The sequence below is a fragment of the Bacteroides sp. D55t1_190419_B8 genome (assembly GCF_015558905.1).
GTDB lineage: Bacteria > Bacteroidota > Bacteroidia > Bacteroidales > Bacteroidaceae > Bacteroides > Bacteroides vicugnae.
Genome location: NZ_JADMOU010000046.1, coordinates 1 through 24,298 on the forward strand (window position 1 = coordinate 1; position 24,298 = coordinate 24,298).

The following is a 24,298-nucleotide window of genomic DNA, read 5'->3' on the forward strand; positions in this document are numbered from 1 at the left end:
ATGATAGATATTTTTCCACTATGTATGACCGAATCCGTACAGTTTCACTCATTTTCGCACTGTTTCATTCATTTCCGAACAGATATAATTCCCAACTAAGCCTGAATAAGGTTATTTTGGGACATTACTTTTTGAATAATCTCAATAAATTTCCGTGTAACCAATTTCTTATACCTACCTTTCAATTGAAACAAGTATACGTGCATTTCTCCTCCCTTTTCTTTCAAAGGCACAGCTTTTAAATCAGGCTGATTATCAACGCTATGCTGTGAAAGAACACTAATCCAATCTCCAGTGCGCACCATTTGCAGCAAAAGATTAGTATCATTTATTTCCGCCATTGGCTGGAGGCTAATCCCGCTTCGAGATGCTACATTTTCTATCACATTGCGGGTATATGACCCAGACTTTAACAGAGCGAGCGGATAATGTGTCAAGGCCTGTATTGATATTTTCTGCTGTGAAGCTAATGGAGAACGACGATGAACAATCACACACAAAGGGTCCGGGCATAAATCTATCTTCTCCGTCAATGACGATAATGCATCCAGCTTATATGCCAAGGCAAAGTCTACCTCATTGTTATGCAACATCGTAGTCATATCATTAATGGAAGTGGACTGTGTGAGTATCAGTTTTATACCGGGATATTCTTTTGAGAAACGGACAATGCTTTCCGCCAGCATGGGACACAGACTGTAAATCACACCAATACGGAGCTCACCTTTATAAATTTGCTGCATATCCCGAAGCTTCTGAATACCCGTTTCCGTTTCGATAATCGACTGCCGAGCATAAGGTAAGAATGCCTGCCCGGCATCCGTCAAATATACTTTCTTCCCTATACGTTCAAAAAGTGGTGTTCCCAGTTCACTTTCCGTTTGACGGATACTTTGTGAAAGGGTACTTTGGGTGATAAATAATTGTTTGGAAGCCTCCGTAAAATTGAGTACTTCCGCCAGTTGGATAAAATATCTAAGATGCGTCAGTTCCATTATTATTTCCGATATATATCATTAAAAGTATTAATTATGCAAATATAAGACATCGTTTGGAAAGGCTGTAACTTTGCCGTCGATAAATAAATCAGGAATGAAGAAATAAATTTTATATATCAATCATTAATATTTGAAAGTATGGAAAATGTAGATTTAAGCAAGTATGGCATTGTCGGTAATTTTGAGATTGTACACAACCCATCGTATGAACAATTGTTTCAGGACGAAATGAATCCAGCTAATGAAGGTTTCGAGAAAGGTTATCTGACTGATACGGGAGCAGTAGCCGTGAATACTGGTAAGTTCACAGGACGGTCACCCAAAGACAAATATATTGTGAAAGATGCTATTACCGAAAATACTGTTTGGTGGGACGGGGTAATAAACAAGCCTGTTTCTACCGAAATATGGAATGACTTGAAAGCATTATCTCAAAAACAACTTTCTTCTTCGAGAAAGTTATATGTGGTAGATACTTTCTGCGGTGCTAATGAGAATACCCGCCTGAAAGTACGTTTCATTATGGAAGTGGCCTGGCAAGCACATTTTGTCACCAATATGTTCATGCGCCCCTCTTTTTATGATTTGAAAAACTATGGCGAACCGGATTTTGTGGTATTAAATTCTTCCAAGACTGTTAACCCGAATTGGAAAGAACAAGGCTTGAACTCGGAAGTTTTCGTCTGCTTTAATCTGACTGAACATATGCAGGTGATTGGCGGCACATGGTATGGTGGCGAAATGAAAAAAGGAATGTTCTGTATGCAAAACTATTACCTGCCGCTGCAAGGTATTCCCTCAATGCACTGTTCCGCCAATGTGGGCGAGGCAGGTGATGTGGTGATTTTCTTCGGTTTATCGGGAACGGGAAAAACTACTTTATCTGCCGACCCGAAACGTTATCTGATTGGAGATGATGAACATGGCTGGGATGAAAATGGTGTATTCAATTATGAAGGTGGTTGCTATGCCAAAGTTATTAACCTGAGCGAAGAGAGTGAACCAGATATCTGGCGTGCCATCCGTCGGGATGCACTGTTGGAAAATGTGACGGTACGTCCTGATGGAAGTGTAGACTTTACTGATAAATCAAGAACAGAGAATACACGTGTATCTTATCCGATTTATCATATCAATAAGATTGTACTTCCTTCCAAAGCTGGTCATGCAAAAAAAATCGTTTACTTGTCTGCCGATGCATTTGGCGTATTACCCCCGGTTTCTATCCTTGACGAGAACCAAGCTCAATATCATTTGCTGAGTGGCTTTACATCCAAACTGGCAGGTACTGAACGGGGCATCACCGAACCTATACCATCATTCTCGCCAGCATTTGGTGAAGCTTTCCTGACATTACATCCCACCATGTATGCAAAAACACTCGTTGCCCGGATGAAAGAACACGGTGCGAAGGCCTATCTTGTAAATACTGGTTGGAACGGTACGGGTAAACGAATTTCTCTCAAAGACACCCGTGCTATCATCGACTCCATCATCGATGGTTCTATTGATGAAGTGGATACGATTCATATTCCTATCATGAACCTGAATGTACCCAAAGCATTGAAAAATGTATCGGAAGGCATTCTCGACCCTCGTAATACTTACACCGATGTCAATGAATGGAAAGAAAAAGCAAAGAAATTGGCTGGTATGTATAGGGAAAACTTTAAGCAGTATTGCGATAATGACGCTGCCAAAGCACTTGTCGTTTTCGGACCGCAACTCTGAACCACCTCATCTATCAATCAGATACAGTAGTGCTACTTAATGTTTAAACTTTATTGTAAAGAAAATGAGTTTTATAATTTAGTCCAAATCCTACAAAATCTTATGTTAACCACTTAAAATAAAAGCGATGAATTTGAATTCATCGCTTTTATTTTATCTCTAAGTGAAGGTCTTTTCTACTCTTTCACATCCTCATTACCAATTGTATCGGATGAAGAACTATCAGGAGCCTGATCAATCAAATCCATGAACTGATCCAGTTTAGGAGTTATAATGATCTCGGTCCGGCGGTTACGAGCTTTTCCTTCTGCCGTATCATTACCGGCTACCGGATTAAATTCACCTCGACCGGCAGCTGTCAGGCGTTTGGGATTTATACCATAAATATTCTGTAATGCCTGGACAACAGATGAAGCACGCAATGCACTCAAATCCCAATTATTACGTATATTTGTACGAGAGAACGTGCCTGATTTTCTCTTAGCTGCAATTGTACTTATCACAATCTACAATGAAAGCTATCGCTCAAAGGTAACTTCTTATTAGTGGAGACAACCTTTATTTCATTTTCACCAGGTTGTAGTTCCACATTTTTCCATTCCAGAATAGCATACGAATCCGGTGTTGCTTTACCATAACTCTTACCGTTTACAAACAATTCGGCTCCTGACTGATTCGTGAAAGCAATAATTGTTTGCAAACGTTGTGTACGCGCCGTGTTACGTTTGCCTGTCAAATAAAGCATTGGTTCTTCCCCATTCCAGTTAGCTTTATAGAAGTAGAAAGCATCTTTACGAACTTTCCGGTCGAAGGTAACCAAACCTTTATCATTAATTCCGGGACGGTCTCCTTCAGTGCGATGTGCAGCGCCAAAATCAAACATATTCCATACAAAGCTTCCCCATACATAAGGGCGGGAAGAGATTGTTTTCCAGTTTTCAATGTGATAATACGTCTGCCAGTTTTCTGGATGCCACCAACTGGTTGGTACAGTTTTAACCAACGAATCTTGTTGATGGTAAATACTTGCACCGGCACCATATTCACTGATAGCGATACATATTTCCGGATGATCCTTATGCATTCGATCCAACCATTTCCCCAAATCAGCGGGAGTGCCACCATACCATCCATCATAACGGTTCCAGGCAATAGCATCCGTTATGAAATTCAAATCTCCCATTTGATTACTTGCAGAGGTCGTAAGTCGGGTAGGATCTTCCTGATGTGCCAGCACATTTAATTCTTTGATGTACTCAACCGGATTATCTCCCAACTCCGTCAACTCATTAAATAGCCCCCATACACAAATAGAAGGATGATTATAATGTTGGCGAATCAGTTCTTTGAGCTGTTCCTTTCCGTTGGCACGGAAAGCAGGTAAATCCACAAACCCCTTATCATTATATCCACCAGGGCCCACAAAAGGTATTTCAGCCCATACAATAATACCATTCTTATCCATCAGATCATAAAAATAAGTAGCCTGCGGATAATGCGCCAGACGAACAGCATTCACTCCCATCTCCAACATCAATGCCGCATCTTCCTCATGGTGTTGCGGGCGCAATGCATTGCCCACCTCACTCCTATCCTGATGACGGCAAACGCCTTGAAGAGGTAAATGTTTTCCATTCAGGAAAAAACCTTTATCAGGGGCGATCCGGTAAAAACGAAGTCCTAACGGTTGTGTGACGCGATCTACCATCTGACCATTCCGGGAAAGAGTCACTTCCGCCTGATAAAGGAAAGGATCCTGACGGCCATTCCATAAATGAGGTTGATCGATTTCAAATGTAAATTCCTGCTGCATTGCTGCGTTTCCAGAAAGATTCACTTTCTTTGTTCCTTCTTTCACCACCCTTTGACCATCTAACAGGCGTACATTAAGCTCTACTTCCCGATTACCACTATCTCCGTTTGATAAATCAACAACAGCACGCACCTTAGCATATTTATGGCTTACACTATCCTGTATCAGACGTACTCCGGGAGAAGCATAATTCAAAGGAGAAATACACGTCTCATCAGTAATCAGCAAATGTACATCCCGATAAATACCTCCATAAAAATTAAAGTCACCGACCAAAGGCATAATATCCAACTGTTCACCATTATTCACCCGTACCAATATAGAATTTTCTTTTCCATATTCCACCTTTCCAGTGATCTCAAAGATAAAAGCCCCATATCCCCCACGATGCTCACCTATATGACGACGATTGACAAACACATCCGCAATGTTATTCACTCCTTCGAAACGAATAAAAAGACGTTTTCCTTTCCATTCGGAACGAATAAATAAATTCTTCTCATAATTGCCAATTCCCCGTTTATAGTCTATCTTACCGGACAAAGCATCCTGTGCATTCCAAGTATGAGGCAAATCAACTCTTACTTCTGTTCCCTTCTGTACCTGATGCGAGAACCGGAAATTCCAATCGTTATTTAACAAGATATCCTGTCGCTGGGCAAACATCGACATACCATAAAGCATAAATAAAACAACCGATACCAAACGGTTGGACTGTAAAAAAACTGTTCTCATATTATTTCTTTAATGATGACTTCTTTATTCTGATAAAAGAAGATAATGATTCGACCTTATTCTTATATTTTTTCTCATCTACCCGGTTCTTGTTTTCCTTCCTGTCAATCTGATGATCAAACAGCATACTGGCTTTCTTCACGTCGCCTTTCATCCATTCCGCATAACTATAACGCCGGTCAACAGCATTATCTCCTCCTTCCCACTGAATATAAACTTCATCTTTCGTCTTAGCTTTCAGATTTTTGAAAACCCCGGCAAAGCTTTGTCCGCTTAACTGTTCAGCGGGAACAGGAAGTTTGCAAAGTTCACATAAAGTCGGGTACAAATCAACAAATTCCACCATCGATTTTGTTTTTCCCTTTTTCATTCCCGGCACACGGACAATCAACGGTACATGAGTAGAAGTATCCATCAGATTATGTTTACCTATAAAATCATGTTCTCCCAGATTCCAGCCATGATCCCCCAACAAAACCACAATTGTATTATCCGATAATCCCAGTTCATCCAATGCATCCAATACCTTGCCGATCTGTGCATCCACATAACTCAAACAAGCATAATATCCATGTTTTACCTCCCGTTGGAAGTCAATATCACTCGTATCCGTAACCCGTGCATACGCATATATCTCGCCCGAATTACGAACCTGTTCCGGTAATCCTTCAGGCCGGAAACGATTGGTAGCCAAAGGTATTTCCTCCCGTTTATATAAATCCCAATATTTCTTTGGAGCATTGAACGGCAAATGAGGTTTCCAGAAACCACAAGCCAAGAAGAAAGGTTTGCCGGTCTCCTTCATCCTTTTCAAGTCACGAATAGCCCGGTTTGCAAGTTTCCCATCATCATAGGCAGTATCAGGAACATCAGCAGATTCACAGAAAGGTCCCCTCATCGTTTTCGGATTAATCGTTTTTCCCGATTCCGAATTCATCCAAAGTTCCCATTTATTATATTCCGCCCAATATACATCATATCCATCCGGATGATTCCGGTAAGGAGCCTCGCTCCACGAATCCGCATGATCGCTGATATGATGAAACACCTTGCCGTCCGAAATAGTATGATAACCATTCCGGGTGAACCATCCTGAAATAGGTATTGCTTCGGGACAATCTTTGCTGGCATAGGCGGAAAAACTAATAAAGCGATCGGGATAATGAGGATATACCCCCGTCAATAAACTAGCCCGGGATGCCCCACTCACTGGAATATTACAATACGCATTCTGAAACAAGACTCCACTTGCCGCCAAACGGTCCATATTAGGAGTTTTCACGACATCCACCCCGTAGCACCCCAGTTCGGGACGCATATCATCAGCCATTATAAAAAGCACATTCATTCGAGATACATCCTGTTGCGCCCGTAATATAGATGAGATGCAGCAAGCTGTTCCACAAAAAAACGCATATTTTATTGATATTCTATTTTTCATTTTCTACCTTAAATTTTCAAGACCTGCAATATACTAAAATATTACAGGTCTTGTGCATCATTTTAATTTAAAATTACTTTGTCCATACCGGATTTTGTTCCAGATTCGTATTTAAAGCCAATTGCTTCAAAGGCAACGGATACAGATAATAATGTTCCTGCCATCCAAGCGGGGTATCAAAGAAATAAACATATCCTTCATCAGCACCTGTGCCACCCGTTACTTTCAAATTCTTGGCCGAAGCCCCTGTCACATAAGCACCTAGCGGTTGTTTGTTAACATAGTCTCCTTTCTTCCACCTGCGCAAATCATCCAGACGGAAACCTTCACCCATCAACTCAACTCGTCTCTCCCTACGCACTTCCCACAAGAGAGCAGGAACGGAAGGATCACGCTTCGGATCAAAAGCATCATTAATATCATTTACCACCATTTTCGCCACATTAGCTCTTGCCCGAAGTTTGTTAATAGACTTATCCGCAGCAGCCTGGTCTAACTTGTTCAATTCGCACATCGCTTCGGCATAATTTACCATCACCTCACCTATACGGAACAGCGGGGCATCTGTTGTATTCACCCCATTCGCGTTGGTAGCTACAGTATGTGTATTATAATATTTCCATACCCAGAAGCCCATTTGGGAAGCATTCCAGCCCTGTCCCCAGTTCATATTCTTAAAGTGAGGTTGTCCTTGCACAGTGAATCCTTTAAAGTTGGAAGACGGCAAACGATGATAAGTTTCACCGGAAATCGTAGCCATTAAATCTATAAATTCTCTGTCCTGTGCATTATCCGTATATTTCCAATCAGCCGTACTGGGTCCGTTTTCTTTCTTCACCATATATGGAGGACAGATCGTCAAATACAACCGGTAATCACGATCACGGAATTGTCCATACATATTCTTATCACCCCCATAATGGCTAGTCGTCGTGCTAACCGGTCGTCCATCCGTACAGAGATAACTGTCTACCGCGTCTTTCGTTGCCTCAATATAAGATTCACCTGTACGCACCATACGGGTCAAACCATGCATCAACTGTCCGGTTTCATAAGCCTTATACAAAATAATACCTGTCACTCCATCCAGTGTTTCCGAATTAAACAACTCATCATATTTAGGATGCACATTCGGATATTGCTTAATCACCTCTTCAGAAGCACGGGCACATTCTTCCAGATAAGTATCTGCCCCCGACAAACCATGATATTTTCTCCAAGTTCCTTCAAATAAAGCAAAACGGGAAATAAGAGCTTTCACCACATACATATTAATTGTATTTTTCCCATCCGCTTCGATATTACTGCCAATATGTGTTTCCGCATATTTCAAATTAGACAGAATATTGGAAGCCACCAGGTCACGACTATCACGTTTTCCATAAAGCTCGGGACTTTCCTCTGTCAAAGCATGCTCTACCCAGGGAATATCACCAAATTTGGAAAGCATCTGAAAGTATTTATAAGAACGGAAGAAATATCCCACACTTCTCCAATGCTCCCTCTCGGTTTCATTCATTTCCGAATGATCGATATTATCAAGCATCAGATTAACACGGCGGATATAATCGTAATCCCAATCTTTAGATTCATCCGTAGCCTTTGCTTTGCGATATGCCCACTGACCTTCATATCCATCCAATCCTTTTATCATGTTATCCGATTCAAAATCACCACGGAAAATTTCATCCGTTTGCCCTGTATCATACGTATATCCGAAGAACACGTTATACAATCCCCATGTATACGTTTTAAAGTTGTCATAAGTAGTAAAGACCGATGCTTCTGTTTGCTGTCCTTTAGGATAAACCTCCAGAAATTCGTCATTCAGACAAGACGACATCAACAAACAAAAACTAACGCTTACACATAGTATATATTTATTCATAATAATTACTCTTTAAGTTGTGAAACAATCAGAATGAAAGGTTTATACCGAACGAATACTGTCTCATATACGGATAGGTAAAACCACGTTGTCCTAAATCATCCGTGACAGAACGTTCCGGATCAAGTCCCTTCGGCAAGTGGTCGAACGTATAAAGATTCTCACCACTGAAGAACACAGCCAGATTATTAACTCCAATCTTACTCATCCACTTGGAGGGGAAATTATAAGAAAGTGTTATATTACGAATACTTAAATACGATCCATCCTGTAAATAACGAGTCTGTACACGTGTATTGGCATCTGTATTTCCGGCCGCTTTCTCATAAATACGGGGAAAATAACTATTCGTATTTTCCGGAGTCCAGTAATTCAACTGTGAATCGTAAACGGTAGTCCAAGCATCATAATGTGGATAAAACAGATCGTTCATCACCCATAAATCTCGTTTACCAACTCCTTGCAGCAAGAATGACAGAGAAAAACCGTTCCAACTTGCACTACCATGAATACCATACTGATAACGCCGGGTATTATTACCGATGATTTTACGGTCTCCCGGATCTTTCGTTGTACTGGTACCACTGTTGATAATATTATTACCATCCAAATCTTTGTATAATATATCTCCCGGATTCGGATTATACCCTTCCACTTTGGCAATACCCGGTTTCAATTTACCTTCCGCATCGAAATCATCTACTGTATACAAACGATCGGTTACATATCCCCAGATCTCACCCAGCTCCATTCCTACACGATATGTTTCATTATCATTCTTGTCCTTACCAAATAATCCTGTTTCGTTATTGTATTTAGTAATCTTTGTTTTCGAATCGTAAAGATTGAAACCTAAGCTATATTTCACTTTTCCGATTTGGTCATTCCAGTCAACCGAAACTTCCCATCCTTTAGAACGAAGATCAGCCGTATTTTGTAAAGGAGCACTTGCACCTAATACACCCGGAAGTTCAGAACCCGGAGCAAGCATACCCTTAGTATCTCTTCTATACCAGTCGAACACCATATTTAGTCTGTTATCCAATAGCCCAAGATCGAATCCGACATCAATTGTCGTAACTTTCTCCCAAGTAAAGCTATTGCTGACCAATGCAGCAGGTTTCAAAGTAGTAACTTTAATACCGGAAACAGTCCAATAAGCCTGTTCAGCATCCATACCGGGAATATATGCATAAGGAGTGATACTCTGATTTCCGATATTACCCCAAGAACCACGCAATTTCAAGTTAGAAAGAACTGAATTCAAAGGTTTCATAAATGCTTCCTCGCTGATACGCCATCCGGCGGAAACAGAAGGAAAGAAACCGAAACGGCTATTCTTCGGGAATTTGGAAGAACCGTCATAACGTCCGTTCGTTTCAAGCAAATACTTGCCGGCAAACGAATAGTTGATGCGATAGAACAACCCTCTTACCGTATAACGTTCAAATTTGTCTTTAGCAAAATAGTCACCTGTCGACTGCGAGATAGACGGCAGATCTTCATTAATCATATTCATACGCGACATCTCCGCATAGCGGTAGTCGCTACTTTCCTGATTAAAACCTCCCATCACCGTTACATCATGTTTGCCCCATGAGTTGTTATAGTTAGCATAGAAGTTCAATGCATTATAATCCGTAATACCATTGGAGTATTCATACTTGGAATTGGCAGTGGAAACCTCTTTCACAAAATTGCCTCCATGGGCATAATAGAACTTCTTCTCAAATTTCGTTTTCTCGTTACTTAGATGATTGAATGTGTACTCACCAATCAACTTCACATTCTTCAAAGGACTGATCGTTACCTTTCCGAAAATACGAAGATTATTCTTTTGAATAGTGGTCGGATATGCCAGGTCAATCAAATTACGAGGAGTATTGATCGGTAATTCTTCACCGTCGATATTCATTGTTCCGGTAGGGAAATAAGAAGGGAATGCGACTGCTGCTCCCCATATACCATATCCTCCGGAAGTTTCCGGCAATGAAGAGTTGGAATTCGTATATTTAATATCCAATTCCGGAGTAATCCATGAAAACACATCTGAACGGAGATAAGAAGACACGTTGTAACGCTTGTACGTATCTTTATCCGAAGCCAGTACCCCATTTTCATTCACCATACCAAAGGAGAAACGATAAGAAATATCTTTCGTACCGCCACCTACCGAGATATTATGAGTTTGCTGGAAACCAGTTTCCATCATATCATCGAAAAGATCAGTTTCTGCCAAGCTATAACGCAGCCCGTCCACCATTGCATAACCATCCGGATATGCAGACGGATTAGCATTATATTCCTTCAAAAGTCCCAACCAGGTATCTACGTTCTGACCACTTTGATAATTGATTGTCCCCATGTCCTTATAAGCCTGTACCGTTTGGAGCGGAGTAGCCTTATGAGGCATATTGGCAGGCCTGCTGAAGGAGAAATTATTTGAATAATTAATAGAGAGTTTAGTTGCATCCGAACCTTTCTTTGTAGTAATCAAAATCACCCCGAAAGCTGCCCGTGCTCCATAAATAGCAGAAGATGCCGCATCCTTCAAAACAGTCACCGATTCGATATCGTTCGGATCGAGCATATTAATATCCATCTCCACGTTATCCACCAGTACCAGCGGTTTTCCATTCTTATCCAGACTGTTGACACCACGAATATTGAAACTCATTTCTTCACCGGGTCTTCCAGAATTACCTGTAATCTGCAAACCGGGCATTGCCCCTTTCAAAGCGTCACTCACAGACACCACCGGACGGTCACCTAAAACATCATCCATCTTCACACTGCTCACCGCACCTGTCAGGTTCGCTTTCTTTTGTACACCGTAACCAACAACTACTACTTCGTCTATTAACCGGGTATCTTCTTTCAAAGTTACATTGAGAGGACGTTGATCTTTTACCACCACTTCCTGTGTGGCATAGCCGATATATGATATGGATAAACGGGCATTTGGAGTAACCATCAAGGAGAAATTGCCATCCATATCCGTAATGGTACCTTCCGTAGAATCGACCACTTTCACATTTGCCCCAATCACCCCTTCACCTGTAGGATCAGTGATCCGTCCTTTTAAGACAAACGCTTTTTTCTGTTCTTTCTGCGGTGTCACTGCATGGAACATAATCACCCGGTTTCCGTTCACTTCATACCTGACGTCCGTTCCGGCCAGCAATTGTCCCATCACATCATTAATAGTACCGTTATTTATATTCACAGAAACTTTCCTATTCAAATCAATGTCATTATTACGAATCAGGAAAGAGTAATTGCCTTGCTTCTTTATTACTTCAATGGCTTCTTTTAAAGTAATATTATCTACTTTCACACTGAAACTTTTACTTTGTACCTGTGCCGATAGCTGGAAACCACCAGTCAAAGCATTTCCTACAGACAAAAGCAGAAGCATTAATAATATTCTTTTTACTATTAATCTCATATTTTTCACTATTAAAGGTTAACATAATATCTTTCTATACAACGCTGAACCGCCGATATATCTATCGACTAAGTTCTCAATCATACTTTACTTTTTCTTATTTTACCTCCTTTTTCTTGTCAGTTATAAAGATAGTGTCTCCACTAACTTTCCATGTATATTGCTTCTCAACGTTGATTTCTCCCAATATATCATTGATACTTTGATTACTATTGAAACATCCGGAAAAGCGTTCCGCTTTCAGACGTTCACTCCCTAAACTGATCTTCACCTGGAATTTGCGCTCCAGACGGTGTGCAATGTCGGCAAATGGAGCATCTTCAAATGTCAGGCCACCATCCAACCAGTCACAGGCAGAACTAGCATTTGATTTCATTTTCTCCATGCGGCCCGTATTCTTATCGTAAAAAGCCTGTTCGCTAGGGAATAGCTTCATCACCGAACCGGACAAAGTGGCTAAATTGACACGACCTTCCAACAGAGATACCATTACATAATTATCGTCATCATAAGCACGGACATTAAAAACAGTCCCCACCACCTTTACCTGCACACCATTCGTCGTTACAAAGAAAGGAATCTTCTCATTTTTCGCCACCTTGAAATATCCTTCGCCATCAAGCGTAACATCACGTTCACGAATACCGAACCCGCGACAATAGCGTAACACAGAACCCGCATTCAATGAAACCTCTGTTCCATCCGGAAGCACAATATTCGTCCGCGAACCGGCCGGCACTTTAATTTCATAAGGAGAATCCGCATTCGTATATACTTCCGTAAGATTTTCAGTATAAGTGTACCAGAAGTAATTACAGCCCAACAACAAAATAATTGCAGCAGCCACCTTCAGCCACACAGGAACTATCTTCCGCGAACGGACAGGCTTCATCTCTGCAGCCGCTATTTTTTCTTTTATCTGTGATAAATTAGCATCCTCTATTTTCGCAAATGCAGGCACAGAAGAAACAGCCCATACTGCGGACATCTCCCGAAATATTTTAGCAGCATCTTCATTGGAAGCCAGATAAGCGAGCAGAGCTTCTTTCTCTTCTTCGGTGCAGTTACCGGACAGATAGTTGCTTATCCGGATTTCCAATTCTTCTATATGATAAGAGTCATTCATAAACGTACTTTTTCTATGGGTGTATATAACTAGATACGCAATAAAAAAAGAAACGTTTAAAAGAAAAGCGATTTTTTTTAGAGAAACATCAAAATAGCTATCATATAAGGAGTACCTAGCGATTCGCGCAGCTTAGTCAATGCTATTTTCATCTGTACCCTTACAGTGGTCACATTAATATTCTGCTCCTCGGCAATTTCACTATATGTCTTCCCCTCATACAAACTTGCTTTAAATATGGCACGGCATTTGGCAGGCAATTCCTCCACCTTCTTCATGATGATGGTATTCATTTCGCTATGCTCCAATGCCTGCAAAGGATTATCGGAAGAAAGAATATGATTTTCGAGAAAAGCCCAGATTTCTTCCATCTGTTCCGTCATCTGTTTTTCGTTGAAGTAAGAAGAGCGCAGATAACTGATGCTCGCATTTTGAATGGCACGCCGCAAATACGGAAGAGCAGGATGAGTAATATGATGTCGATTCTGCCAAAAAGCAACAAAGACATCATTCACAATCTCCCCTGCCACCCTTTTATCATGCACATAATAAACGGCTATCGCACACAAATAAAGATAGTAGGTATGATAAATTTTATCAAATGCTTTTGTATTACCGTGATTTAACTGTTCAACTAGATTTTCAGAGATTTCTGGTAGATTCATTCGTTGTCTTTCTTTAAGGAACGGTGCAAATATAGCGATTAATTCAGAAAAACAAAATTCCAATCTGATAAACCGGAGCCCGGCAATCATTCCTTAGCCCTACAATCCCATCGGTATTTTCAACAAATACCAAACGATAAACAACAATGTCCAGACAACCAAAATGCCTAATGAATATCTCCAGGTATATTTCAGCAATGAACCATACGTAATCTGCTTATCATACTGCCGCATATAGGTAAGCACCAGAGGCATATAGAATAAGAAAGGAGTAATGGCATTCGTCGAGCTATCTCCGATACGGAAAGCACATTGTGCTATATCCGGAGCAATTCCCATCTGTGCAAACATCGGGATAAAGATAAAAGACATAAAAGCCCATTTGGAAGTAGCAGATACCATAATCAGGTTTATCAATGCCGTAAACAGAATAAACAGGACAAGAGCAGACAAAGGAGCCGGTTTAAACGAAGAAAGCAGATCAGCACCCATGATAGCCAGACATTTATCCAGATGAGAATATTCAAAACAGGCAAACATCTGCGCAGCGAAGAAAGCGATAACGAAATACACTCCAAGAAGCTTCATCGGCTGCGTAAGTCCTTCAATCACATCATTGTCTGTGCGATACCGTCCGGAACTGAATCCATAAGCCATTCCCGTAATACCTGCTCCCAAAGAAAGCAAAAACAAAATACCGGCAATAAAAGGCGAATGCATCAAACCACCGTTCACACCCCGCAAAATTCCATAAGAAGAAAAAGTAAGCCACAAGATAAGAGCCACATAGATAGCTGCCACAACAATGGAAATCATAATAGCACGCCGCTCTTTACGAGACAGAGGATGGTAAGCCACCACTTTCATACTGCCTTCATATTTACCTAACGTAGGAAGAAGCCATTTTTGAGTAATCCAATACACAATAGCCGTAATGGCTACTGTTGAAGCACTCATAAAAAAGTAATTGCAAAGAGGTTCCGTATTTCCCTGATAACCCGTTTGTGCCAATGCAGCCTCTTGCGTGGTATGCGCCAACAACGGGTCCATCGTACTCAATACAATATTAGCACTATACCCGCACGCAACGGAAACATAAGCCGTAACAATCCCTGCAACCGGATGAAGCCCCACCCATTGAAACAGCATAGCAGCAATAGGCAATAAAATGATATATCCACCATCACCAATGGCATTCGACAACAAACCAAGCACAATCACCCACAAAATGATTTTCCTCTTTTCCTGCCGGTTTCCCACCCCCATGCGGATACATGCATCAATAAAACCGGAATGTTGTGCCACTCCCAATCCGAACATAGCAATAATCACCATGCCCAACGGAGCAAAGCCCGTAAAGTTCTTAATAGCGTTCCGCAACCACCAACGGATTCCTTCCGGACTCAACAGGCTTTGTACACGAATATCCTCACCTGTCTGCGGCAATGTCACTTTCAATCCATAGATATCGCATATCCATGAAAGAAAGACCACTGCCATTGTCAGCAGAAGGAACATCGTAGCGGGATGGGGCATGCGCCATTTATTCTTCATATAATACTTTATACCTAATACTTAATTTACTCTTCGTCAGGCTCCAGATTATCCAGATCAATAATACGCAATTCCAATGCACGTACTGCCAACCGGGTAGCATTCACTCCCACCCGTTCACCATTCGGAAAAAGACGTCCGATCAGATCATTCTGCCGCTTCTCCAATGATTTCACACCAAAAGGCATTCCTTTCAGATTGGCAATCATCTCTTTCGTATAACCCAAAGCCAGATGACGGAGAAAACGTTCGTCATATTCATCAATATCATAACTGATGACAGCCTCCTGACGCTTGGCATCGTTGGCTACAGATTTCTTGAAACGATCTACAATCTTTTCCAGAATCGGATAGTTAAATACCAATTTCTTTCCATCCATCACAGCCTGAACGTCTGTTTTCGTCAGTAACTCACCCGTTTTGAGGATGATTCCATCGGCACCGGCATTCAATACGTCCACCCACAATTTTTCGTTCAGAATCTCACCCGTGAAGATCAGTACCCGAACTCCTTTGTAACGTTTGAATATATTCTTGCAAATATCAACACCAATGGTCGTAGAACCTCCCAGTCCTAAGTCCAACAATACCAGATCGGGAAGCTGGGCCTCCATCAACGGCCAAAACTCACTTTCCGTCATTGCCGTGCCGATCACTTCCGCATTCGGTATTTCATGACGGAATATTTCTTCTGTCCCTTTCAACTCCAGTTTTACATCCTCTACAATAATAACTTTAAACTTCTGTTCTTCCATGTTCCTTATCTAATAACTTTTATGTGTTTTCCTTTTATCGGCGCGGAATAGTGAAATAAACCGTAAACCCGCCGCCTTCAGCCGGCTCGGCATTGATACGGCATCCCCTACGTCCCGCAAATTCGTCGTGGTCGCGGATAATCTGCTTGCATACCAGATATTCCGTTCCCCTCAACTCCCCTTTTTCACCGGAAGTCATACGTGCCAGATTCGGATAAAATAGTTGATTCAACTCTTCCACACTCTTCTCGCGTCTCGTATCCGTAAAGAGGAAACGAATATATTCATTATCCTTGCGTGCTTGCAGACGTATCACTCCATCTTCACGCACAGTCAATGCTTCATCAATCAAATTCTCCAATAGAAAACGCAACTGATTCACGTCTCCTATCACCTTCGCCTCCATAGACTCTATTTCCAATTCTATCCTCTCCGGCCGATTCTTCATCAACTTCTTGAAATATTTTCCGGCAGCATCCAAAAGCTCCTGTACCGGAATCACCGTACGCCGGAAAGTGACCTCCTCCAATTGACGGGAAGCACACGAACTCAAAATCGTAAAGATTCCCTTATAGTATTCAATCAATTCCGTCATAGTCTCCACCGCTTCACGCTCTTCCGTTTCCGAAAGATTCTGCGCATTCAACCGTCCTACAATCTGTTTGATCTTATTCGGATAATAAATCGTCTCATGTTTAATAGTCGACAAACAGTTGTCAAGCACCATATTCTGTACATGCAACATGCTGTCCTCCCAAGAAGCCCGGCGTGTTTCTTCGTGTGCCGACTCGATATCCCGGTATTTTGTAGCCAGCTTCACCACTGCGTTAAACACGACAATAGCCACATAACGAGCTACCAGTTCAAAAAGCAGTCGATCCGTCTCCTGTTCCGTTCCCTCCCTGCGCTCCAGATAAAGCACACCGACACATTGATGCTCGCCTCCTGCTTCCACCATCAGCGGAATTGCCTGAAGATGCTGTTCGGAAAGATATTTTCCGGAACTAAAACACAGCTCTACCATCTCCGGCATTTCCTGTCCGGGACGAGAAGCATATTCCAGCCGGTGCGTCGTTTCATTATAAACAGCAATCCCCATCCGATCAATCGTCAGTAATTCATTTACCGAACTGAATGCTTCATCCACAATCCGCTGTGGAATTTCTTTAAGCGTACTCTCTTCCCGTTGAAGCGCCTCTGCGTTTTCCTGTTCCTGCGGTCTCACCAAAGATGCGGCAAACACCTTTTGGTTAATCTCAAGTACCTGTTCGAGATTCAAACGATTCTGCAAACGTTTTCTCATGTACAGAAAATAATATCCGACCAACGAAACAATCAATAAAACAAAGCATAAAATAATTCCTACCGTCTTATTAGTATTCGAACGCTCCAACTGCCGGCAATATGCTTCGAGAGTTTGATCCTCTCCCTGCAACTTATACAAATCCGTAAATGCCGAATTATTATAACTATATGCATCCAACTGTTTCAAAGCCAGAAAAGCTACTGACGCCTCATTCCTGATATCCAAAATTACATGATAATCCGAATCAAACAGTTCGTTCCACCAACTGATTTCAGCAGGCGTTCCCTCACCTACCAGCTTCATATACCGATGTGGACGATCCGGACGCGCATATTTTTCATAATGCTCATTCAGAAAAAGCATGGCAGAATCTATATATTGCAAAGCTAACTCATAATTTTCATCCACATTAGCAAAATAGGCGGCATTCGCATAATCCGATGCTACATCCAGCAAATCCTCATACGCAGAATCCGTAACTACTACAATCGAATCGCCATCCTGCAACATGGGAGGAATCGGATCATGCAGACAAGAAACCATCCCTAACGGAAATAACAAGCAAAGCAGCAATCCCCCCATCGCTTTACGCACTCCCGAAGGCAAACGAAAATAAAAACGACTTCCTTTCCCCAGTTCGCTCTCCACATCAAAGACGCATCCCCGGAATAAATCATTCGTTTTCTTATACTTCTCAATGATTCCCTTACAATTCATCAATCCGAAACCACTACCTTTGTTCTCTTTCAACACTTCCGGATCGGCTGCATTCTTCATTCCGATCACACGGGAATCATACACCTTCTCACCAATGATATACACCACATCCTCTTCGGAAATACCTCTTCCGTTATCCTCCACAGAGATCTCGACATAGGCATCCTCCGTAGTGCGGGCATACACTTTAATGGTTCCTCCTTCCGGAGTATATTTACGGGCATTTTCAGCCAGCGTATTAATCATAAACAAAGTCAGTGCCCGGTCAGCCTTCACCATAGCCGTAGTCGGTTCAATTTCCAACTTCTGATTTTTCATTTCAAAAGCACGTCTTCCCTTGCCTAGCAACTCAAACAGTTCATTGAGACTGAAAGTTTCAATATTCAAGCTAAGCGTTCCCTGCTTCATCTTAATCCAAAGAGCCAGAATATCGTTGTACTCATTAATCGTAGTTACCAGCTCATCAATGTATTGATACTTCTCTTTCTTAATCTTCGCATGATCAATATATCCCCTCTCCGTCAACTTATGCACCTCATTCAAGATACGGTCGATATAAGGATTAATACCATTGACAATGGCCAGACAAGCCTTCTTTATAAGATTCTGGCGTTTATTTCCCGCAATATGTTGTTCGTAAACATACCGCTGCTTTTCCAACTGCATCCGCTCGTCACTCAACGCTTCCACCATCTGCTCATTATCCGCAGCCCAAACAATATACGGTTCAAGCACATGCACTAACGCTTTTTCATCACGGTTCAACCGATGCAGAGGAACCAGTGCCGCTTTTCCCTCCTCCGAAATTTCTAGTTGAAGACGTCCTTTCCCGAACAATTGATCGATACCTTGCTGAATTAATGGGACATTCATCGGAATGGACGAAGTTATGTCCCGGCAAAGAGTCAGAATCCGTTGCAGACGCTCCACGTCTACCTGATTCCTTATTTTAGACCGTTTATTGAAAAACCACCAAAGAATAACCACCAATACAAGTCCGACAATAACCAAAGAAAGTACAAGCGTCATTTGTCGTGAATCGGCTTCCAATGAAAGATAACGGCTCTCCAACTCCTTATCCTGACGGGTATAATTCAAAATATCCAGATATATATTCCGGTTGTAGTCAGAAGCATACTTCATCCCGAGCCCCGCATACGACACACTCAATTGCTCCCGAATCCTTGAAATCCATTCAGGTACCGTTCTTACATCTTCCTGCATAATCCATGGAACCCCGGTATAAGTCGTATCTCCTTCTACAAAAACATATAGTTTATCCAATGTATCCGCCGCATGATGATAATAGAGCATGTGATGTTGATTCACACAATCCAACGCTTTTGCAAGCGTATCCAATGCCTCCGAATAACGTCCGTGCTCATTCATATATTTACCGATAGACACATACGCACCGGCAATCTGATACAAATCATTATACTCACGGAACTTTTCAAGCGCACGCTGTGCCATCCGCAAAGGCAAAAGCGAATCTACCGGAAAACCAAACTGATCCAGCGCATATCCCCTTCTCGTCCGGAAAAGTTCGAAATTATTGGGTGAAACCATCAGATTAGCCAATCCTTGCAGACCATTTCCTTCGAAATAAGGATGATTGGTCTGAACAGCTGTCCGCCACGTAATATAAAGTTGGTCGAACTCACGCATTTTCCGGTCTTCCGGCTTGGTTGCTTCCACCAACGAGGCCGAACCTTTAATATAATGATAATAAAGCAACTGATTAGTATCTGTCAAAGCTTCATCTTCCGGAATCCGGTTGAGAGATGTGATGGCCTCCTGCCGTTGCTGCAGATAGTAGTAATAAATAGAAGAAACGATGAAAAATTCGGTGAATGCATAATCCAGCCGTAGCGCCTCGTGACGGTCGGCAAACAAATCACTCTCTTCACGAATACGTTTCATGCGCTTGAGCGCACTATTACGATAATCATAAAATTCTTTGTTCATAGCCGTCCGCTGACAGATTTTCATCAGTCCGATGTCGGCAATCAACAGTTCGAGTTCATTTTTAGTCAGTTTATATACTTCCTTATGCAACGCTTCCGCCCGGTCAAAGTCCATAGCCATAAAAGCACAGAATCCCAGGTTGTTGGATGCTTCCGCTTTCCCCGACTTGTAGAAATTCACCTGCCGATAGGCTTCATTGGCGTATTTATAAGAAGAATCCAGGCTTCGATAACGATAAGCATACGCTTTCCCGTTTAATGAATCAATCAGGCGCACCTCTTTGGTCGGCACCATATCAGTGCACGAAAAAAAAGAGGCAAACAACACTATACCTATTATATATAAAGGAAAGCGTGAACTCATTTTTGACTATTAACTGTTTTCAGAAAGCAAATCTACAAATATTTCCGATAAGTTGGAGAGAAAAATATTTTTTATACAATAAGTCCTTCTAAATAATAAGAGAAATTCCTACCTTTGCAGGCAAATTAACAAATAGGTAACATCTATTACAAAATGAGCGAAAAAGCACCCTTTATGGTATTCTCGGGAACAAACTCGAGATATCTTGCAGAAAAAATCTGCGCAAGCCTGGATTGTCCTCTGGGAAATATGAACATTACCCATTTTGCCGATGGCGAATTTGCTGTTTCATATGAAGAGTCAATTCGTGGCGCACACGTATTCCTGGTTCAATCCACTTTCCCTAACTCAGACAACTTAATGGAACTTCTCCTGATGATCGATGCTGCTAAACGTGCATCTGCAAAGAGCGTTGTGGCCGTAATCCCCTATTTCGGATGGGCACGTCAGGATAGAAAAGACAAACCGCGTGTATCTATCGGCGCTAAGTTGGTAGCCGACCTGCTATCTGTTGCAGGTATCGACCGCCTGATTACGATGGACTTGCATGCAGACCAGATTCAGGGATTCTTCAATATTCCGGTAGATCACCTGTATGCATCAGCAGTATTCCTCCCCTACATCCAGTCATTGCAACTGGAAAACCTGGTTATTGCTACACCGGACGTAGGAGGTTCAAAACGTGCCAGCACTTTCTCCAAATACCTCGGTGTACCATTGGTACTTTGCAACAAATCACGTGAAAAAGCCAATGAAGTAGCATCTATGCAAATCATCGGTGATGTAGAAGGTAAAAACGTTGTATTGATCGACGATATTGTAGACACGGCAGGAACAATCACCAAAGCAGCCAACATCATGCTGGAAGCCGGTGCCAAATCTGTACGTGCTATCGCCAGCCACTGCGTAATGTCTGATCCGGCTTCTTTCCGTGTACAAGAGTCTGCCCTGACTGAAATGGTATTTACCGACAGCATCCCTTACGCAAAGAAATGCCCGAAAGTGAAACAGTTAAGCATTGCCGATATGTTTGCAGAAACAATCAAACGAGTGATGAATAACGAATCTATCAGTTCACAATACATCATTTAATAGATGATAGGTGATAAATGATAGTTGATAGTTGAAGTTACTTTCAACGGGAAATTATAAAATGGATAATGACCGCTTTGGGTTATTATCCATTTTTCTTTGTACCATAAAAAAGAGGCCACGCAATGCGCAGCCCACTATCATTTATCACCTATCATCTATTGAAGTCTTCCAAATTTATAGGTTCCTTTTTTAATCACTTTCCCATCTTTATCTGTTTCTACAAAGGGACCATTCTTCTTTCCTTGTTTAAAAAAGCCTTCGAAGCGATTACCGTCTTTGTCGATTTGTACGCCTTGTCCGTCTTCCAATCCATCAACAAAGCCACCTTTATATTGCATACCAGCAACGGTTTTCAGAGTACCCTGTCCATTGGGACGGTTATCTTTCCACTCACCATCATAAACATCGCCATTGCTCCATTTATAGACTCCCTTACCATCACGTTTGTTATTTTTCCAGCTTCCTTCATATACAGCACCATTCGCCCAGGTAAAAGTACCTTTTCCGTCTTGCATGCCATTTTTGAAATTACCAACATATTTGTCACCGTTAGCGTGATAATAAACTCCCTCACCGGTACGTTCACCTAAGAGATAAGAACCTTCATAACGATCGCCCGTATGAAAGTAGTAAGTACCTTTCCCATGTTGGATATCATCTGCCCAGTCACCGTCGTATTTATCTCCATTGGTATATTCAAACACCCCTTTTCCGTGACGGACATCATCTTTCCAGTCTCCTTCATACTTACAGCCGTCGTCCCAGTTCATGATACCTTTGCCATTCTTCTTATCATTTTTCCAGTGACCGGTATATTGGGCACCATTCGCCCAAGTGTATGTACCTTCGCCTTCACGCTTATCATTCACCCATTTACCTACATACAAATCACCGTTATGATAATACATTGTTCCTTCACCATGCTGATAATCCTGATACCACATACCGTCGTAACGGTTATTATTCATAAAATAATAAATACCCTTTCCATGCTGCTGGTCCTGAAACCACTGTCCTTCGTACTTTTCTCCGTCGGGAAACATATAAATTCCATATCCCTCACGTTTTCCCTTCACATATTCTCCTTCAAAGACATCACCGTTTTTAAAGACAGTTTTTCCTTTTCCATTCGGTTTTCGTCCTTTCATTTCTCCCGTATAGACACTGCCATCCTTAAAAGTATAGTTGCCAATCTTTATTTCAGTGGAGAATGTATCTTTAATTTTTCCGAAAAATCCGCCTTTTTTTCCTTCATTTTCTTGTGCCATCACTCCCTCTTGTGCAAGAAGAGCCAGCAAAAGTGTAGTATATAGATATTTCCTCATTGGTTTTAGTCGTTACTCATTTTAGAATTACAATTTGGACAAAGATACAATTTCTATCCCAAACAGCCCACTTTCGGAAAGCAAATTATGACAACTTTTTACCTGCAATGACCTCTTTTAATGTCTCTTTGCACAAATAGCGCTGTGCCAAATCTTGTATTTCCATCGAAGTAACCTCATTCACAGCCAGCAGAGAACGTGAAAAGTAGTCATCATCCAGCCCGGAAGTAGCAATGAAGATCCACGCATCCGAAAGTGAGAAAGGCGACTCATAACTACGGCACATTTCTCCCAACATATAGTTGCGCACAATAGTCAGTTCTTCGGCTGACACAGGTTCCTGATGCAGGCGGTCTATTTCATGGTACACTTCCTGTATCAACGGTTCCACATATTCATTATCCGTTTCTGTCGAGATAGCCAACAGTCCGCTATCCGGATAAAACATGATTCCTGCCGAAATACCATAAGTATATCCCTTCTCTTCACGGATATTAGACATCAGCCGACTGCCGAAATAACCTCCAAATAAAGTCATCAGTACCCGAAGTTTCAAATAATCAGGATGATTACGGGTAATGGTCGTATATCCCATCTTCACAGCACTCTGCATAGCATCTTCACGCTCTGTAAAAATCCTCTTTTCGAGAACAGCAGTAAAAGGAAAACTTAATCTCGACACCTGCTGCTGATGTTGACCGAAAGAAGTGCCGAATGTATCTGTCACCCGACTGATAATATCCTCCGTCACCTTGCCGGACAAGAATATAGAGCAATTACCCGAATGATAATACCGTTCATAAAATTCACGGAGCACTTCCGGAGTGATGGCATGATAATCTTCCTCCACCACAATTTTACCACATGGATGCTGTTCACCGTAAAGTGACTGCAACAGGCTGCGGTGTGCCAGAAAATCAACTTTGGAAGTATTAACCAGATATTGTTGGATATTGGTATCGAGAATAGTATGCAATTCCTTCTCCGGGAAAAGCGGTTCTTTAATCATGGATTCCACCACCTCCAATGTTTTCGCCAAATACTTATTCAACGAATAAACAGTGATATATGCATATTCCGACGAACTGGACAATTCGAGCCATGAGCCGTAATAATCCAGTTTTTCGGCAATGGTAGCAGCCGTATATTTTTTCGTGCCTTCGCGCAGCATCCGGTTCGTAAACAGAGCTTGCAGTTTCTGCGACTGCTGCCAGCGTCCCCCGGCAAAAAGCACATCTATGCGTACCACTTCCTGTTCACCCGCATTAATAACAGTCAACGGAATGCCGTTTGGCAACGTCATTCGAACAGGAGGAAGTATACGAAAATTTTTCAGGGTTTGTATTTCAGGTTGTATCGTACGATCCATA

14 protein-coding genes and 1 pseudogene are annotated in these 24,298 nt (G+C 41.8%); 2 read left to right on the top strand and 13 right to left on the bottom strand.

Annotated features, from left to right (window positions below):
- Positions 1-95 precede the first annotated feature (95 nt).
- Positions 96-995 (bottom strand): LysR family transcriptional regulator, encoded by a 900-nt coding sequence (locus I2I13_RS23170; RefSeq protein ID WP_195650657.1) that lies wholly within the window; start codon positions 993-995, stop codon positions 96-98.
- A 141-nt stretch (positions 996-1,136) separates the two neighbouring features.
- Between I2I13_RS23170 and pckA the strand changes: the two genes are divergently transcribed.
- Complete coding sequence (gene pckA, locus I2I13_RS23175; protein WP_195650658.1) at positions 1,137-2,729, top strand: phosphoenolpyruvate carboxykinase (ATP); 1,593 nt, start codon at positions 1,137-1,139, stop codon at positions 2,727-2,729.
- 176 nt (positions 2,730-2,905) lie between these two features.
- Here the strand turns inward: pckA and I2I13_RS23180 are convergent.
- From I2I13_RS23180 to I2I13_RS23225, 10 genes and pseudogenes are all read right to left on the bottom strand, one after another.
- Positions 2,906-3,190 (bottom strand): annotated as a pseudogene (locus I2I13_RS23180) (flagellar motor protein MotB); the annotation flags it as partial.
- Positions 3,191-3,228: 38 nt separating this feature from the next.
- Positions 3,229-5,226, bottom strand: coding sequence for a glycoside hydrolase family 2 TIM barrel-domain containing protein (locus I2I13_RS23185; protein ID WP_370540855.1), 1,998 nt, complete (start codon positions 5,224-5,226; stop codon positions 3,229-3,231).
- A 52-nt stretch (positions 5,227-5,278) separates the two neighbouring features.
- Positions 5,279-6,718 (bottom strand): sulfatase, encoded by a 1,440-nt coding sequence (locus tag I2I13_RS23190; RefSeq protein WP_167511896.1) that lies wholly within the window; start codon positions 6,716-6,718, stop codon positions 5,279-5,281.
- Between the two features lie 73 nt (positions 6,719-6,791).
- On the bottom strand, positions 6,792-8,606 hold the full coding sequence (locus tag I2I13_RS23195) for a RagB/SusD family nutrient uptake outer membrane protein (RefSeq protein ID WP_195650660.1): 1,815 nt from the start codon (positions 8,604-8,606) through the stop codon (positions 6,792-6,794).
- 28 nt (positions 8,607-8,634) lie between these two features.
- Positions 8,635-12,024 (bottom strand): TonB-dependent receptor, encoded by a 3,390-nt coding sequence (locus I2I13_RS23200; RefSeq protein WP_167511905.1) that lies wholly within the window; start codon positions 12,022-12,024, stop codon positions 8,635-8,637.
- Between the two features lie 127 nt (positions 12,025-12,151).
- Positions 12,152-13,180 (bottom strand): FecR domain-containing protein, encoded by a 1,029-nt coding sequence (locus I2I13_RS23205; protein ID WP_195650661.1) that lies wholly within the window; start codon positions 13,178-13,180, stop codon positions 12,152-12,154.
- Between the two features lie 77 nt (positions 13,181-13,257).
- On the bottom strand, positions 13,258-13,845 hold the full coding sequence (locus I2I13_RS23210) for an RNA polymerase sigma-70 factor (RefSeq protein WP_148367387.1): 588 nt from the start codon (positions 13,843-13,845) through the stop codon (positions 13,258-13,260).
- 99 nt (positions 13,846-13,944) lie between these two features.
- On the bottom strand, positions 13,945-15,399 hold the full coding sequence (locus I2I13_RS23215; RefSeq protein WP_148367389.1) for an AbgT family transporter: 1,455 nt from the start codon (positions 15,397-15,399) through the stop codon (positions 13,945-13,947).
- Between the two features lie 26 nt (positions 15,400-15,425).
- On the bottom strand, positions 15,426-16,154 hold the full coding sequence (locus tag I2I13_RS23220) for a DUF5932 domain-containing protein (RefSeq protein ID WP_004295828.1): 729 nt from the start codon (positions 16,152-16,154) through the stop codon (positions 15,426-15,428).
- A 34-nt stretch (positions 16,155-16,188) separates the two neighbouring features.
- Positions 16,189-20,508, bottom strand: coding sequence for a DUF5113 domain-containing protein (locus I2I13_RS23225; RefSeq protein ID WP_195650662.1), 4,320 nt, complete (start codon positions 20,506-20,508; stop codon positions 16,189-16,191).
- Between the two features lie 153 nt (positions 20,509-20,661).
- On the opposite strand from I2I13_RS23225, the gene I2I13_RS23230 reads away from it, so the two are divergent.
- A complete protein-coding gene (locus I2I13_RS23230) occupies positions 20,662-21,600 on the top strand; it encodes a ribose-phosphate pyrophosphokinase (RefSeq protein WP_167511898.1) in 939 nt (312 codons plus the stop codon).
- A 158-nt stretch (positions 21,601-21,758) separates the two neighbouring features.
- Here I2I13_RS23230 and I2I13_RS23235 read toward each other — a convergent pair whose 3' ends face one another.
- Both I2I13_RS23235 and I2I13_RS23240 read right to left on the bottom strand, forming a co-directional pair.
- A complete protein-coding gene (locus I2I13_RS23235; RefSeq protein WP_148367393.1) occupies positions 21,759-22,928 on the bottom strand; it encodes a phosphatidylinositol-4-phosphate 5-kinase in 1,170 nt (389 codons plus the stop codon).
- Between the two features lie 85 nt (positions 22,929-23,013).
- A complete protein-coding gene (locus I2I13_RS23240) occupies positions 23,014-24,297 on the bottom strand; it encodes a pitrilysin family protein (RefSeq protein ID WP_195650663.1) in 1,284 nt (427 codons plus the stop codon).
- Between the last annotated feature and the right edge of the window lies 1 nt (position 24,298).

Bases quoted from the DNA above. Each gene is read 5' to 3' on its own strand.
- I2I13_RS23170 (WP_195650657.1), bottom strand. From the start codon at position 995: ATGGAACTGACGCATCTTAGATATTTTATCCAACTGGCGGAAGTACTC.
- I2I13_RS23220 (WP_004295828.1), bottom strand. From the start codon at position 16,154: ATGGAAGAACAGAAGTTTAAAGTTATTATTGTAGAGGATGTAAAACTG.
- I2I13_RS23200 (WP_167511905.1), bottom strand. From the start codon at position 12,024: ATGCTTCTGCTTTTGTCTGTAGGAAATGCTTTGACTGGTGGTTTCCAG.
- I2I13_RS23205 (WP_195650661.1), bottom strand. From the start codon at position 13,180: ATGAATGACTCTTATCATATAGAAGAATTGGAAATCCGGATAAGCAAC.
- I2I13_RS23215 (WP_148367389.1), bottom strand. From the start codon at position 15,399: ATGAAGAATAAATGGCGCATGCCCCATCCCGCTACGATGTTCCTTCTG.
- I2I13_RS23230 (WP_167511898.1), top strand. From the start codon at position 20,662: ATGAGCGAAAAAGCACCCTTTATGGTATTCTCGGGAACAAACTCGAGA.
- I2I13_RS23190 (WP_167511896.1), bottom strand. From the start codon at position 6,718: ATGAAAAATAGAATATCAATAAAATATGCGTTTTTTTGTGGAACAGCT.
- pckA (WP_195650658.1), top strand. From the start codon at position 1,137: ATGGAAAATGTAGATTTAAGCAAGTATGGCATTGTCGGTAATTTTGAG.
- I2I13_RS23240 (WP_195650663.1), bottom strand. From the start codon at position 24,297: ATGGATCGTACGATACAACCTGAAATACAAACCCTGAAAAATTTTCGT.
- I2I13_RS23225 (WP_195650662.1), bottom strand. From the start codon at position 20,508: ATGAGTTCACGCTTTCCTTTATATATAATAGGTATAGTGTTGTTTGCC.
- I2I13_RS23185 (WP_370540855.1), bottom strand. From the start codon at position 5,226: ATGCTTTATGGTATGTCGATGTTTGCCCAGCGACAGGATATCTTGTTA.
- I2I13_RS23210 (WP_148367387.1), bottom strand. From the start codon at position 13,845: ATGAATCTACCAGAAATCTCTGAAAATCTAGTTGAACAGTTAAATCAC.
- I2I13_RS23195 (WP_195650660.1), bottom strand. From the start codon at position 8,606: ATGAATAAATATATACTATGTGTAAGCGTTAGTTTTTGTTTGTTGATG.
- I2I13_RS23235 (WP_148367393.1), bottom strand. From the start codon at position 22,928: ATGAGGAAATATCTATATACTACACTTTTGCTGGCTCTTCTTGCACAA.